The 13,268-nt window shown below is 65.2% G+C and carries 12 protein-coding genes; 8 read left to right on the forward strand and 4 right to left on the reverse strand.

All coding sequences use genetic code 11. The features are described from left to right. Window positions 1–198: 198 nt before the first annotated feature. The 4 genes from ACODRW_RS15395 to ACODRW_RS15410 all read left to right on the forward strand — a co-directional run bounded on the left by ACODRW_RS15395 (window position 199) and on the right by ACODRW_RS15410 (window position 4,379). Window positions 199–2,259: a carbon starvation CstA family protein gene (locus ACODRW_RS15395; RefSeq protein WP_107800785.1), complete on the forward strand. Its 2,061-nt coding sequence runs from the start codon at window positions 199–201 to the stop codon at window positions 2,257–2,259. Next, window positions 2,259–2,447, forward strand: coding sequence for a YbdD/YjiX family protein (locus tag ACODRW_RS15400; RefSeq protein ID WP_107800784.1), 189 nt, complete (start codon window positions 2,259–2,261; stop codon window positions 2,445–2,447). Before ACODRW_RS15395 ends, ACODRW_RS15400 begins: the two co-directional genes overlap by 1 nt. Before the next feature lie 153 nt (window positions 2,448–2,600). Continuing rightward, window positions 2,601–3,791, forward strand: a complete 1,191-nt coding sequence (locus ACODRW_RS15405; RefSeq protein WP_488906107.1) for a hypothetical protein — start codon at window positions 2,601–2,603, stop codon at window positions 3,789–3,791. 192 nt (window positions 3,792–3,983) lie between these two features. Then, window positions 3,984–4,379 carry a DUF2628 domain-containing protein gene (locus tag ACODRW_RS15410; RefSeq protein WP_488906108.1) on the forward strand — a complete coding sequence of 132 codons (396 nt, stop codon included), beginning with the start codon at window positions 3,984–3,986 and terminating at the stop codon, window positions 4,377–4,379. Window positions 4,380–4,452: 73 nt separating this feature from the next. Here the strand turns inward: ACODRW_RS15410 and ACODRW_RS15415 are convergent, their stop codons facing one another. Continuing rightward, on the reverse strand, window positions 4,453–5,478 hold the full coding sequence (locus tag ACODRW_RS15415) for a YeiH family putative sulfate export transporter (RefSeq protein ID WP_107800781.1): 1,026 nt from the start codon (window positions 5,476–5,478) through the stop codon (window positions 4,453–4,455). A 116-nt stretch (window positions 5,479–5,594) separates the two neighbouring features. Between ACODRW_RS15415 and ACODRW_RS15420 the strand changes: the two genes are divergently transcribed. Next, window positions 5,595–6,479: a LysR family transcriptional regulator gene (locus ACODRW_RS15420; RefSeq protein WP_227105331.1), complete on the forward strand. Its 885-nt coding sequence runs from the start codon at window positions 5,595–5,597 to the stop codon at window positions 6,477–6,479. A gap of 6 nt (window positions 6,480–6,485) precedes the next feature. Here ACODRW_RS15420 and ACODRW_RS15425 read toward each other — a convergent pair whose 3' ends face one another. The 3 genes from ACODRW_RS15425 to paaN all read right to left on the reverse strand — a co-directional run bounded on the left by ACODRW_RS15425 (window position 6,486) and on the right by paaN (window position 10,285). Beyond that, entirely contained in the window at window positions 6,486–8,111 is a 1,626-nt protein-coding gene (locus ACODRW_RS15425) for a cation/acetate symporter (protein WP_404990258.1), read from the reverse strand. Beyond that, a complete protein-coding gene (locus tag ACODRW_RS15430; protein WP_227105329.1) occupies window positions 8,108–8,416 on the reverse strand; it encodes a DUF485 domain-containing protein in 309 nt (102 codons plus the stop codon). The genes ACODRW_RS15425 and ACODRW_RS15430 overlap by 4 nt, the downstream gene beginning before the upstream one ends. 201 nt (window positions 8,417–8,617) lie before the next feature. Continuing rightward, the gene (gene paaN / locus ACODRW_RS15435; RefSeq protein WP_488906109.1) at window positions 8,618–10,285 is read right to left on the reverse strand and encodes a phenylacetic acid degradation protein PaaN; all 1,668 of its coding nucleotides are present in this window, start codon (window positions 10,283–10,285) and stop codon (window positions 8,618–8,620) included. Window positions 10,286–10,484: 199 nt separating this feature from the next. On the opposite strand from paaN, the gene paaG reads away from it, so the two are divergent. From paaG to paaI, 3 genes are read left to right on the forward strand one after another with little or no spacing between them, the layout of a single operon-like run. Next, window positions 10,485–11,282, forward strand: a complete 798-nt coding sequence (gene paaG, locus ACODRW_RS15440; RefSeq protein WP_253314171.1) for a 2-(1,2-epoxy-1,2-dihydrophenyl)acetyl-CoA isomerase PaaG — start codon at window positions 10,485–10,487, stop codon at window positions 11,280–11,282. Window positions 11,283–11,284: 2 nt separating this feature from the next. Next, window positions 11,285–12,799 carry a 3-hydroxyacyl-CoA dehydrogenase gene (locus tag ACODRW_RS15445; RefSeq protein WP_107800775.1) on the forward strand — a complete coding sequence of 505 codons (1,515 nt, stop codon included), beginning with the start codon at window positions 11,285–11,287 and terminating at the stop codon, window positions 12,797–12,799. After that, complete coding sequence (paaI, locus tag ACODRW_RS15450) at window positions 12,792–13,223, forward strand: hydroxyphenylacetyl-CoA thioesterase PaaI (RefSeq protein ID WP_107800774.1); 432 nt, start codon at window positions 12,792–12,794, stop codon at window positions 13,221–13,223. Before ACODRW_RS15445 ends, paaI begins: the two co-directional genes overlap by 8 nt. Window positions 13,224–13,268 lie beyond the last annotated feature (45 nt).

Raw genomic sequence — 13,268 nt, forward strand, 5'->3', positions numbered from 1 at the left:
AGGTTTGCCGGCGACTTTAGCATTATCGTGACTGCTATTCGTCATAAACTATCGATAGTTTTTGCAAATGATTTGGCCTGCTTGATTTTCCGGCGCTATCAATCCAGAATCGGTCAGGCACAAAAAGCCGGCCGTGGCCGCCGTTGCCGCCAGGGACCGATAAATTAAAACGGGATAAAGAGAATAGGAACTTGCCATATGCAACAGATAAGAGAATGGGCCGTGTGGCTGGCCGTCGCCCTGGCGGGCGCGGCGGCCTTCGCCGTGGTGGCCCTCAATCGCGGCGAGCCGGTCAACGCGGTCTGGCTGATCGTGGCGGCGGTGTCTGTCTACTCCATCGCCTATCGCTTTTACGGCCGCTTCATCGCCCACAAAGTGCTGGAACTGGACGCTCGCCGGCTGACCCCGGCGGAAAAATACAATGACGGCCTGGACTACGTGCCCACCAATAAATGGGTGTTGTTCGGCCACCACTTCGCCGCCATCGCCGGCGCCGGGCCGCTGGTGGGACCGGTGCTGGCCGCGCAGATGGGTTATCTGCCGGGCACGCTGTGGATTCTGGTCGGCGTGATGCTGGCCGGCGCGGTGCAGGATTTCCTGATCCTGTTCCTGTCGGTGCGCCGCGACGGCAAATCGCTGGGCGAGATCATCCGCACCGAACTGGGCGCCATCCCCGGCGTCATCGCCTCCATCGGCATCCTGATGATCATGGTCATCCTGCTGGCGGTACTGGCGCTGGTGGTGGTCAAGGCGCTGACCGGCAGCCCGTGGGGCACCTTCACCATTGCCGCCACGATACCGATCGCGCTGTTCATGGGCGTTTACACCCGCTACATCCGGCCGGGCAAGATCGGCGAGATCTCCGTCATCGGCTTCATCCTGCTGATGCTGGCCATTGTTTACGGCGGCGACATCGCCAAGAACGAAACCCTGGCGCCCTTGTTCACCCTGAGCGGCACCACGCTGGCCTGGACGCTGATCGGCTACGGCTTCGTCGCCTCGGTGCTGCCGGTATGGCTGTTGCTGGCGCCGAGGGACTACCTGTCCACCTTCCTGAAAATCGGCACCATTGTCGGCCTGGCCATCGGCATCATGATCGTGGCGCCCAATATGCACATGCCTGCGGTGACCAAATTCATCGACGGCAGCGGCCCGGTGTTCGCCGGCAATCTGTTCCCCTTCCTGTTCATCACTATCGCCTGCGGCGCGGTGTCCGGCTTCCACGCGCTGGTGGCTTCGGGCACCACGCCCAAGATGCTGGAGAACGAAACCCACGCCCGCATGATAGGCTACGGCTCCATGCTGATGGAAAGCTTCGTCGCCATCATGGCGTTGATCGCCGCCTGCGTGCTGGATCCGGGCGTGTACTTCGCGATGAACAGCCCGGCGGCGGTGATAGGCAAGACCGCGGAGGAAGCCGCCCAGGTGATTTCCAGCTGGGGCTTCCTCATCACGCCGGACATGTTGACCCAGATGGCCAAGGACGTGGGAGAGAGCACCATCCTGTCCCGCGCCGGCGGCGCGCCGACCTTGGCGGTGGGCATGGCGCACATTCTGTCCAATGTGATAGGCGGGCCGGCGATGATGGCCTTCTGGTATCACTTCGCCATTCTGTTCGAAGCCCTGTTCATCCTGACCACCATCGACGCCGGCACCCGCGTGCTGCGCTTCATGATCCAGGATCTGCTGGGCCTGGTGGTCAAGCCTATGGCCAACACGGAATCCTGGGCGGCCAACCTGATCGCCACCGGCCTGGCGGTGACCGGCTGGGGCTACTTCCTCTACCAGGGCGTGGTGGATCCGTTGGGCGGCATCAACACCTTGTGGCCGCTGTTCGGCATCGCCAACCAGATGCTGGCCGGCATCGCGCTGATTCTGGCCACCGCGGTGCTGATCAAAATGCAGAAAACCCGCTACATCTGGGTCACCGCCGTGCCCACGCTGTGGCTGCTGGTGGTGACGCTGACCGCCGGCTGGCAGAAGCTGTTCCACGCCAGTCCCAAGATCAGCTTCCTGGCCCACGCGGACAAATTCTCCGCCGCCGCGGCCAAGGGCGAGGTGCTGGCGCCGGCCAAGAATATGGCGCAAATGCATCAGATCATCTTCAATGACTATGTGGACGCCACCTTGACGGCGCTGTTCATGGCGGTGGTGATCGCCATGCTGGCGTTTGCGCTGAACGTGATGCGCAAGTCCCTGGCGGTGAAATGGTCCACCGCCAAGGAGGTGCCGGCCATGTTCCGGGAGGAGGGCGCGTGATGGGCAAGCTATGGCAACAATGGGCGAAAACCGCCCGGCTGATGGTGGGGGTCAAGGATTACGACGCTTACGTCGCCAGCCGCCGCCGCTTCGATCCCAAGGCGGAGGTGATGAGCCGCGAGGCTTTCTTCCGCCGTTGTCAGGATGAACGCTATGGCGGCAAGAGCATGAAGAAGTGTCCGTGCTGAGTTCTAACGGTTAGTCATACTTGATAGCGCCCGGCTTGGCCGGGCGTTTTTCATTGCATGCGCGGGCGCGCTCCGTGGAAATTGTGTTTCTATTTTTTTGGCATTTTTTTGTGGATTTTAAATCCAAATTGGCTTGAGTTTTAGGCGTGGGTTATGCTGAGCGCCCTTTCCACTAGCCCGGCTGCGTATGCGAAATGCGCGCCGTTGATGGACGATATGAGCGATTCCACGTTTGCAAGCCCGATTCTTGACCGTCTGCTGGCGGGCGGAGTGATTGACCAGGCGATTTACGAAGCCGCGCGCGACAAACTGCGCGAGCAGGACGCGGAGCCCTTCTCCACCTTGGGCGGAGGCCTGGACTGGTTGGAAGAGGAGGAAGTGCTGAGCTTTGAGCAAATGATTGAAATCGAAGCCAAGGCGGATGCGGACGAAGGTTTCACGTCCAATGCGGTGCGCAGGCAGGCGGTGGATGAATACAACCAGGATCTGGAGCTGGAATTGGCGCTGCTCCAGCGACAAAAGGCGACGACATGGCGCGGGAAGCTGGCTTGGGGCTTGGGGAGCGCGGCCTTGCTCGGCGCGGCCGGCTGGTACTTTCTGACACCGCCGCTGGTGCCGAGATGCGAAGCGTCCATGGTGAAGAAAAGCATACGGGCCTCTTTGATGTCTGAGAAGTTGCACCAGATATCGTCAAAGCTCAGCGCGAGTGCGCCGGAAACCATCAATCTGCGAAATCTCAAGTTGGAGCAGGTCAAGGAGCTGGGATACATCAAGATGGAGCGCGCCCGTGGCTGCGTGGCGGTTCTGGTGGCGGATGAGCAGCAGCGCGCGCCCATCGCCTACGAGGTACAGGGAAAAGACGACGCTATCCATGTAAAGGGAAGCGATGAACGTGTGCTGCGCACACGTTATGCTCAGTTGGACGCGGATGGTATGTTGCCGGAGTTGGGCAAGCCTTTGGGCCGGCTGGGCGTGAGGCAGGCGCTGCAACAAGGCGTGCTCGATTTTCGCAAGCTGGGTGGGCCAGGTGTCGACCCTTTGACCCGTGCGCTGGGTGCGTTGGGGAAGCCGGAATTTGCGCTCGGTGAAGTACTGCCCTTGAGCGACTGCGTGCAAGGCGCAGGCGGCGTCTGGAACTGCAAGTTGATGGTTCAGTATCGCGACCCATTCATGACGATGATCGGCAAGAAGGGCCGTTTGTTATTGGAAGGCGAGTTCAGCTTTGTCCGGGACGGCAAAGGCTGGCGCCCGGCGGACAACTTCAAGAGACAGTTCACGACGGCCTTGGTTAAAAGCCAGCAGAAGGTTATGCAGGGGCAGTCACGCGAGCAGGCATGGGAGTGATAGGGAGTGCGTTGGAAGGAGGCTGAACAGGAGCAGAGCTGAGGCCTGGTCGTAATACAAGCCACTGCCACCGCCCGCGCGTAAGCCGGGCGGTTTTGTTTTGGCTTGGGATGGGCTCCGACCGCGATTTCATTGTCCTATCCTTTGGCATGTCGCAAAATAATGTCATTATTAACCACATGTGGAAAAGCCATGTCAGAACCTTCCGCTTACACCGCTTACAGTGACAAATGGCAGATGCGCTTTGCCTTCTTCGACCTGCACGGCGCGCCAAATAGCGCCAGTTACAAGGGGGCGTTCAAAGCCTTGTCGTTTGGCGACCGCCTTAAGGTGCAGATGAATTTCATCGCTTTTTTCTTCTGGCCAATCTATTACCTGGTGCTGGGCTTGTGGAAGAACATGCTGTCCTTGTTGGGTGTGGCGCTGCTGATCAACCTGTTCCTCGTCTTGCTGGATGTGCCTGAGTCGATCACCCGCGGGCTTGGTTTCGGCTTTAGCGCGCTGGCTGGCATGTCGGTGAATTATCTGTATTACCAAAAGAAGGTCAAAGGCTATAAGGGGTGGAACCCTTTCCGTGGCTTGTTCTAAACCATGATGGCTGCTCAGTGAAAAAAAACCGCCCGGCGCAAACCGGGCGGTTTTGATTTTGCGCGAGCGGCGTTTAGTGCAGCAGATGGCTGACGCCGAAGTTGATCAGGCCGCCGCCGACGATCAGCCAGCCAAACAGGATGGACGCCAGCAACATCGGTTTGGCGCCGGCCTGACGGATGGCGGAGAAATGGGTGGTGATGCCCAACGCGCCCATCGCGGCGGCCAGCAGCAGATTGTCCAGGGAGACGATGGCGTTGACCCATGCGGCCGGCAGCAGATTGAAGGAGTTGAAGGCGGCCACGCCCAGGAAGGCGACGGCGAACCAGGGGATGGCGATGCGGCCCTTCTGCTGACGGCTGCCGTGCGGCTTGGCGGCCAGCCAGCTGGACAGGGCGATCAGGAAGGGCGCCAACATCATCACCCGTATCATCTTGGTGATCACCGCGGTGGTCATCGCCGCCTCGCTGACCGATTTGCCGGCGGCAACCGCCTGCGCCACTTCATGGATGGTGGAGCCGGCGAACACGCCGTAGCTGAACTCGGAAATGCCCAGATGGCTGGTCCACTGATACAGCATCGGCCACAGGAACATCGCCACGGTGCCGAACACCACCACGGTGGCGACGGCCACCGCCACTTTTTCCGCGTGGGCCTTGAGCACCGGTTCGGTGGCCAGGATCGCGGCCGCGCCGCAGATGGAGCTGCCGGCGCCGATCAGGATCACGCTTTGCTCGTCCATGCCCAAATACTTGCGGCCGATGCGGAAGGCCAGCAGGAAGGTGGTGCACAGCACCAGGGTGTCGATCAGCACGCCGGCGAAGCCGACGGCGGCGATGTCCTGGAAGGTCAGCTTGAAGCCGAAGAGGATGATGCCCAGGCGCAGCAGCTTCTGTTTGGAGAACTGGATGCCATGGTGGCTGGCGCCGGCGAAGTAGCGGTAGACGGTGTTGCCTATCAGCATGCCGCCCAGGATGGCGAGGGTGAGGGCGGAGAAGCCCAGATGTTTCATCGCCGGCAAATCCGCGGCGTAGAGCGCGGCGACGGCGAGGGCGATGGCCAACGCCAGGCCCGGCATGATTTGGCGAAGGTTTGTCATAAGTAAATGCCTGTTTGGTCTATGGCGGATGAGGCTAACGATACGCCCCTCGTTTTCAGTAGAGAAACGGATAAAATGGATATATGTCAGTAGCAAAATCAATATAAGGAGGGGGTATGGCCTTGAAGCTGACCTTGCGCGAGCTGGAGGTCTTCGTCGCGGTGGCCGAATACGGCACCGTCACTCAGGCGGCCCAACAGGTGGCGCTGACCCAGTCCGCCGCCAGCCAGGCGCTGGACAAGCTGGAAACCGGCCTAGACGTGCGCTTGTTCGACCGCATCGGCAAACGGCTGAGCCTGAACGAGCATGGCCGGCTGCTGTGGCCCAAGGCGCGGGCCATGCTGGACGCGGCCCAGGACATGCAGAGTCTGTTCAACGCCGGGGCGATGTCCTTGAAGATAGGCGCCAGCAGCACAGTGGCCAACTATCTGTTGCCGCAGCAGCTGGCGGCCTTCCGCGCCGCCTGGCCGCTGGCGCGCTTGGAGCTGGACGTGGCCAATACCCGCGACATCGTCGACGCGGTGGCGGCCTTGCGGGTGGACTTCGGTTTCATCGAAGGGCCTTGCCATCACCCGGATCTGGTCGCCCAGCCCTGGAGACAGGATGAGCTGGTGGTGTTCGCCGCCGCGGATCACCCGCTGGCGCGAGGGGCGGCGGCGCGCCAGGACCTGGCGCAAGCGGAATGGATTCTGCGCGAAGCCGGCTCCGGCACGCGCGAGGAGGTGGATCGGCTATTGCTGCCGCACCTGGCCATGCTCAACGTCAGCATGGAGTTGGGCCATTCCGAAGCGATCAAGCACGCGGTGGCCGCCGGCCTGGGGGTCAGCTGCCTGTCGCGGCGGGTGGTGGCCGATCTGTTGCAGACCGGCGCGGTGGTGGAGCTGAACGCCGGCCTGCCGGTGCTGACGCGCACCTTGTATCAGGTGCAGCACCGCGACAAGACGCTGACCCGCGGCATGGCCGCGTTCCAGAACATGACGATGGCGGCGCTGCTGGCCTGAACCCCATCAGGGCTTGGCGCCGGTGCCCAGTCCGGTCAGCGCGCGGATGTATTGCGCCGGGAAGCGGCTGCGTTCCAATTGGCCCTGGGACGAACGATCGCAGATCGACAATAACCAGGCGCAGGCGAAGGCCGCGCTCATGGAAAACAGCGCCGGGTTGGCGTAGGGGAAGATCGGCCGTGGATGGCCCAGGATATCCACCCACACCATGGGCCCCAGCGCCAAGAGCGCGATGGCGGACGCCAGGCCGGCCAGGCTGCCGGCCACCGCGCCGCGGGTGGTGAGCCGGGGCCAGAACATCGCCAGGAACAGCACCGGGAAATTCACCGAGGCGGCAATCGCCAGCACCAGGCCGGACAGGAAGGCGATGTTCTGCTTCTCGAACAACAAGCCCAGCAGAATGGCCAGCAGTCCGATGACCAGCGTGGCCAGCCGCGACACTCGCATTTCCTCGGCGCTGCTCACCTTGCCTTTGCGCAGCGCCACCGCGTACAGGTCGTGGGACACCGCCGACGCGGCCGACAGGGCCAGGCCGGCCACCACGGCGAGAATGGTGGCGAAGGCCACCGCCGACACCAGGCCGAGGAACAGATTGCCGCCCACCGCCTGGGCCAGGTGCACCGCCACCATATTGGCGCCGCCGACAATGCCGCCGTCTGCGTCGCGAAAGCCGGCGTCGCCGCCGACGATGAGGATGGCGCCAAAGCCCACCAGGATCAGCAGCAGATAGAAATAACCGATGAAGCCGGTGGCGTAGAACACCGATTGGCGCGCGGCGCGGGCGTCGGCCACGGTGAAGAAGCGCATCAGCACATGCGGCAGGCCGGCGGTGCCGAACATCATGCCCAGCCCCAGAGAGACGGCGTCCACCGGATTGGACACCAGGCCGCCCGGCGCCAGGATGGCCTGGCCGCGGAGCTCGGCGGCGGCGGCGAACACGGCCTCGCTGCTATAGCCGAAGCGCCGCCAGACCATGAAGGCCATGAAGCTGGTGGCGGACAGCAGCAGCACCGCCTTGACGATCTGCACCCAGGTGGTGGCCAGCATGCCGCCGAACATCACGTACAAGACCATCAGCGCGCCGACGATGATCACGGCGCTCAGGTAGCTGGCGCCGAACAGCAGTTCGATCAGCTTGCCGGCGCCCACCATCTGCGCCACCAGATAGAGCAGCGCCACCGTCAGAGTGCCGCAGGCGGCGGTGATGCGCACCGGGGTCTGGCTCAGCCGGTAGGACACCACGTCGGCGAAGGTGAAGCGGCCCAGATTGCGCAAGCGCTCGGCGATCAGGAACATGATGATGGGCCAGCCGGCCAACACCCCCAGCGCATAGATCAGGCCGTCGTAGCCCTTGCTGAACATCATCGCGGAGATGCCGAGGAAGGAGGCGGCGGAGATCATGTCGCCGGCGATGGCCAGGCCGTTTTGCAGGGGAGTGACGCCGCCGCCGGCGGTATAGAAGTCCGAGGCGGAACGGGTGCGACGGGCGGCCCAAGCGGTGATGAACAGGGTCAGCGCCACAAACAGCAGGAACATCAGGATGGCGTTCCAGTTCAAGGGCCGTTGCGCGCCGGACTGGGCCCAGGCGGGGCCGGCCAGCGTCAGCGCCAGCATGGCGACAGGGATTCTCATGGCCGGCACTCCTTCAGCACTTGTTCGTTCAGCGGGTCCAGCCGCTTGTTGGCCTGGCGCACGTAGATCCCGGTCAGCGCGAAGGCGGCCAGGATGATGGCGACGCCCACCGGCATGCCCACGGTGGTGACGCCGGCGCCTATGGGCCGGGCCAGCCACTGCGGTGCGAAGGCCAGCACCAGGATGAAGCCGTAATAGAGCAGCAGCATGACGGCGGTCAGGCTCCAGCCCAGCCGCGCTTTGCCGCGGGCCAGTTGTTGAAAGGCGGGATGATTCAGAATCGCTTGCTGTTGTTGCGGGCTCATGGCGCGGCTCCTTAACCAGCGGCTTACGATCAACTGCGCGGCGTGGAGCGTTAGCCGGCGAGCGCCGCGCAAGAACGCCGGCGTATCGCCGGCACATTCCTGTTCTTCCGCGGCAAGGCCTTGTCTCGCTCCGGCTTGCCGGATCGTAAACGCGCTTTTGACGATGGCGGGTGGCGCCCCGGCCGAGACCGGGGCCGGGGCTCAGACGAAGCTGCGGGTTTGCGCCACGCGGAAGCGGTTGGCGACGAAGGCGCTGTCGGACAAGCTGGCGTTGGCCGCCGGATTGCCGCCGCTGCCGTGGAAGTCGCTGAAGGCGGCGGACTGATTGACCATCACCGCGCCGGTGAAATTGAGCGCCAGCGACACGCAGGCGTTTTCCGCCGCCTGCCGGGCCAGCGCCTGCACCTGCTGGTCCGTGCTGTAGACCGAGAAGCTCAGGGCGCCGTGGCGGCGCATGCTGTCTTCCGCCTGGCGCAGCGCGGCGGCGCTGTCCGGCGTCTGAATCAGGAAGCTGATCGGCCCGAAGTGTTCCTGCTCGTAAACGGCGCGGTCCTCCATCGTCAACTGGCGCAACAGCGGGGTGCGCACCTCGGCTTCCGGGTATTGCGGGTGGCTCAGCCTCCGGCTGTCCAGCGCCGGCCGGCCCAGCGCGCGCGCCGCCTCCAGCCTTTGGACCACGCCGGGGTTCTGAAGCGCGCCCAGCAGTTCCACCGCCTTGGCCGGCTCCGCGCACAGCGCTTCCAGCGCCGCGCACAGGCCTTCCACCGTTTGCTGGTAGGACAGCTTGCCTTCGGGCGTGTGGATGCCGTCGGCCGGGATGAAAATATTCTGCGGCGCGGTGCACATCTGGCCGCTGTACAGCGCCAGCGACAGCGCGAGGTTGCGGCACAGGCCGGGGAAATCGGCGGTGGAGTCCAGCACCACGCAGTTGACGCCGGCCTTCTCGGTATAGACCTGAGTGTGGCGGCACTGGCTCTCCAGCCACTCGCCGTGAGCGCTGCTGCCGGTGAAGTCGATCAGCTTCACCTCCGGCCGCTGCGCCAACAGGCTGGCCAGCGGCTCGCCGTGCTGGTTCGCCGCCAGCAGCACGGTATTGGGATCGAAACCGGCCTCGGCCAGCACTTCGCGGGCGATGCGCACTGTCAGGGCCAGCGGCAGCACCGCGCCGGGATGCGGCTTGACGATGACGCTGTTGCCGGTGGCCAGGCTGGCGAACAGCCCCGGATAGCCGTTCCAGGTGGGAAAGGTGCTGCAGCCTATCACCAGGCCGACGCCGCGCGGGATCACCTTCCAGCTTTTCTCCAGCACCAGCGGCTCATGTTTGCCCTGCGGCTTGCTCCAGCGGCAGTGTCCGGGAATGGCCGACATCTCGCGCCAGGCGTAGGTCACGGCCTCCAAGGCGCGGTCCTGCGCATGCGGGCCGCCGGCCTGGAAGGCCATCATGAAGGCCTGGCCGGTGGTGTGCATCACCGCGTGGGCGATCTCGAAGCTGCGGCGGTTCAGCCGCTGAATGATTTCCAGGCAGACGCCCACCCAGGCCTGCGGGCCGGCTTGCCGCCACGATTGCAGCGCCGCGGTGGAGGCGTTCAGCAAGGCGTCGGCGTCATGGCGCGGATAGCGGATGCGCAAAGCGCCGCGATAGGGAGAGCGTTCGCTGCCCACCCAGCCCTGCCCGGCCGGCAGGCCGTCCAGCTGGAAGTCTTGTTGCAATAAAGCCTCAAACGCCGCCTGGCCGTCCGCGGCGGCGGTTTCGCCATAAGTTCTGGGGCTGGGCATTTCCGGGTGCGGGGACCAGTACTGGCGCTCGCTCAAGGCCTGCAGGGCCTGGTCCAAGGTGGCTTGATGCTGCTGGAACAGAGGGTGAGACATGGACGTTCTCCTCGGGCGGAGGGATGAGAGGCCGGCCTGCGTCATGTCAGCGGCAAGCCGGGCACGGTAACAACAGTTTCAGCGCACTGTCATTGATGTGGGTCAGCTTATAATTGATTTTCCGGTCGGTCAATGATAGCGTTTGCCGAAGTGGCGGTTTGGCCAGTGAGCCAAGGCCGCGCCCAAAGGGGAGGCGAGCATGCAGGCAGCGGAAACGAGTATTGAGGTGAATCTGGAGGCCGGAGTGGCGACCGTGACGCTGAACCGGCCGCAACGGCTGAACAGCTTCAACCCCGCCATGCACCAGGCCTTGGCGGCGGCCTTGGACCGCCTGCGCGACGACGTCGAGGTCCGGGCGCTGGTGCTGACCGGCGCCGGCCGCGCCTTCTGCGCCGGCCAGGATCTGAGCGACCGGGCGCCGGAGCCGGGGCAGCCGCCGGCGGATCTGGGCTTGTCCATCGAGGCTTACTACGCGCCGCTGGTGCGGCGGCTGCGCGATATGCCCAAGCCGGTGATCGCCGCGGTCAACGGCGTGGCGGCCGGGGCCGGAGCGAATATCGCCCTGGCTTGCGATCTGGTGATCGCCGCCCGCTCGGCGAGTTTCATCCAGGCCTTCAGCAAGATCGGTCTGCTGCCGGACGCCGGCGGCAGCTACTGGCTGCCGCGTTTGCTGGGCCAGGCGCGGGCGATGGGGCTGGCGCTGCTGGCCGAGCCCTTGCCGGCCGAGCGTGCCGAGCAATGGGGCTTGATCTGGCGCTGCGTAGACGACGAGGATTTTCCCGCCGCGGTGCGGCAGCTTGCCGAGCAACTGGCCAGCGGGCCGACGCTGGCCTACGCGCGGATCAAGCAGGCGCTGCAGGCGGCCGAGGGCAACAGTCTGGAGCGGCAACTGCAATTGGAGCGCGACACGCAGCGGGAGCTGGGCTTCAGCGCCGATTACCGCGAAGGCGTGGCGGCTTTTCTGGGCAAGCGGCCGCCGCGCTTTGGAGGACGATGACCATGAAACCGGACAAGGAACAGCGCGTGGCGGTGATAGGCGCCGGCGCGATGGGGCGCGGCATCGCCGCGGTGGCCGCTGCGGCGGGGCATGAGGTCTATCTCTACGATCAGGACGCGGCTGCGGCGGCTGCGGCGCCGGATGCGATCGCCGCGGACTGGGCCGGCCTGGTCCGGCGCGGCAAATGGAGCCAGTCGCAACTGGACGCCGCGCGCCGCCGGCTGCGGCCGGCCTCCTGTCTGGAGGAGCTGGCCGACGCCGCCTTGGCGATAGAGGCCATCGTCGAACGTCTGGACGCCAAGCAGGCGCTGCTGCGTCAGTTGGACGCCCTGTTGCCGGCCGCCGCCATCCTGGCCAGCAACACCTCCTCTCTGTCCATCACCGCGCTGGCGGCGGGTCTGCGTCATCCCGAGCGGGTGATCGGTCTGCATTTCTTCAATCCGGCCACGCGGATGAAGCTGGTGGAAGTGGTGAGCGGACTGGAGACCGCACCGGCTTTGTCGGAGCGTCTGTGCCAGTGGATGCGCGCTTGGGGCAAGACGCCGGCGCCGGCCGCGTCCACTCCCGGCTTCATCGTCAACCGGGTGGCGCGGCCTTTCTACGCCGAGGCTTTGCGGCTGCTGCAAGAAGGCGCTTGCGAGCCATCCACATTGGACGCCTTGCTGCGCGAAGCCGGCGGCTTCGCGATGGGGCCCTTGGAGTTGATGGACCTGATCGGCCATGACGTGAATTTCGCGGTGACGCAGTCGGTGTATCAGGCGATGCAGCAGGACCCGCGTTTCCGGCCGTCGCCGCTGCAGCAGGAGTTGGTCACGGCCGGCCGCCTGGGCCGCAAGAGCGGTCGCGGCTTTTACGATTACGGCCAGGCCTTGCCGGCGCCAGACGCCGCGCCGCCGCAAGCGGCGCCCGCGGCGCTGCGCGTGCATGGCGGCTTGGGCGCGGCCGAACCCTTGCTGGCGCGCTTGCGGGCCGGCGGCGTGCGTGTGGAACGCGAGCCGGGGCCGGAGCAGGGCTGGCTGGACTGGGACGGTTTGCGGCTGGCCCTGTCCGACGGCCGCAGCGCCACCCGCCGCGCCGCGGACAGCGGCCACGCCGGCTGGGCGGTGTTCGATCTGGCTCTGGATTACGCCAGCGCGCCGCGGCTGGCGCTGGCCGTGGCGGACCAGGCCGCGCCGGAGGCGGCGGCGCGGGCGGAGGGCGTGTTGCAGGCGGCCGGCCTGCTGGTGTCGCGGATGGACGACGCCGCCGGCATGGCGGTGCTGCGCACCGTGGCGATGCTGGCCAACGAGGCGGCCGACGCGGTGGGGCAGGGCGTGGCCGCGGCGGACAGCGTGGATCAGGCGATGTGCCTGGGCGCCGCTTATCCCCGCGGTCCGCTGGCCTGGGCCGATAAGCTCGGTGCGGACTATCTGGCGCAGACATTGGACGCTTTGCACGCGCACTACGGCGACGATCGTTATCGCGTCTCACCGCTGCTGCGGCGGCTGGCCTTGTCCGGAGGACGCTTCCATGACTGAGACAGAAGCCGCTCGGCAACTTGCCGAGAACAGCGCGCTGGCGATGCTGAGCCAGGATCGGGCGTCGGCCAGCCTGGGCATGGAGCTGCTGGACGTGGCGCCGGGCCGGGCCCGGCTACGCATGCGCGTGCGCGACGACATGCTCAACGGCTTCCAGCTATGTCACGGCGGCCTGCTGTGCGCGCTGGCGGACACCGCTTTCGCCGTCGCCTGCAATAGCTGGGGGCCGAGGACGGTCGGCGCGGCCGTCAGCGTGGAGTATCTGCTGCCGGCCCGCGGCGGGGACTGCCTGCTGGCGGAGGCCGAGTGCCTGCATCAGGGGGCTCGGCAAGGTCTTTACGATGTGCGGATCAGCAATCAGCGCGGCGAAACCCTGGCCCTGCTGCGCGGCCGCTCGCATCGGAGCGGAGAGCGGGCCGAGTAAAAGGCCGCATGCCGTTTTTTGTTTCTCAACGCCCGTCCAAGGAGC

This window comes from Chromobacterium sp. FG89 (assembly GCF_057808735.1).

Excerpts from the sequence above, each read along its gene's own strand:
- ACODRW_RS15395 (WP_107800785.1), top strand. The coding sequence starts at position 199 with ATGCAACAGATAAGAGAATGGGCCGTGTGGCTGGCCGTCGCCCTGGCG.
- ACODRW_RS15400 (WP_107800784.1), top strand. The coding sequence starts at position 2,259 with ATGGGCAAGCTATGGCAACAATGGGCGAAAACCGCCCGGCTGATGGTG.
- ACODRW_RS15405 (WP_488906107.1), top strand. The coding sequence starts at position 2,601 with ATGCTGAGCGCCCTTTCCACTAGCCCGGCTGCGTATGCGAAATGCGCG.
- ACODRW_RS15410 (WP_488906108.1), top strand. The coding sequence starts at position 3,984 with ATGTCAGAACCTTCCGCTTACACCGCTTACAGTGACAAATGGCAGATG.
- ACODRW_RS15415 (WP_107800781.1), bottom strand. The coding sequence starts at position 5,478 with ATGACAAACCTTCGCCAAATCATGCCGGGCCTGGCGTTGGCCATCGCC.
- ACODRW_RS15420 (WP_227105331.1), top strand. The coding sequence starts at position 5,595 with ATGGCCTTGAAGCTGACCTTGCGCGAGCTGGAGGTCTTCGTCGCGGTG.
- ACODRW_RS15425 (WP_404990258.1), bottom strand. The coding sequence starts at position 8,111 with ATGAGAATCCCTGTCGCCATGCTGGCGCTGACGCTGGCCGGCCCCGCC.
- ACODRW_RS15430 (WP_227105329.1), bottom strand. The coding sequence starts at position 8,416 with ATGAGCCCGCAACAACAGCAAGCGATTCTGAATCATCCCGCCTTTCAA.
- paaN (WP_488906109.1), bottom strand. The coding sequence starts at position 10,285 with ATGTCTCACCCTCTGTTCCAGCAGCATCAAGCCACCTTGGACCAGGCC.
- paaG (WP_253314171.1), top strand. The coding sequence starts at position 10,485 with ATGCAGGCAGCGGAAACGAGTATTGAGGTGAATCTGGAGGCCGGAGTG.
- ACODRW_RS15445 (WP_107800775.1), top strand. The coding sequence starts at position 11,285 with ATGAAACCGGACAAGGAACAGCGCGTGGCGGTGATAGGCGCCGGCGCG.
- paaI (WP_107800774.1), top strand. The coding sequence starts at position 12,792 with ATGACTGAGACAGAAGCCGCTCGGCAACTTGCCGAGAACAGCGCGCTG.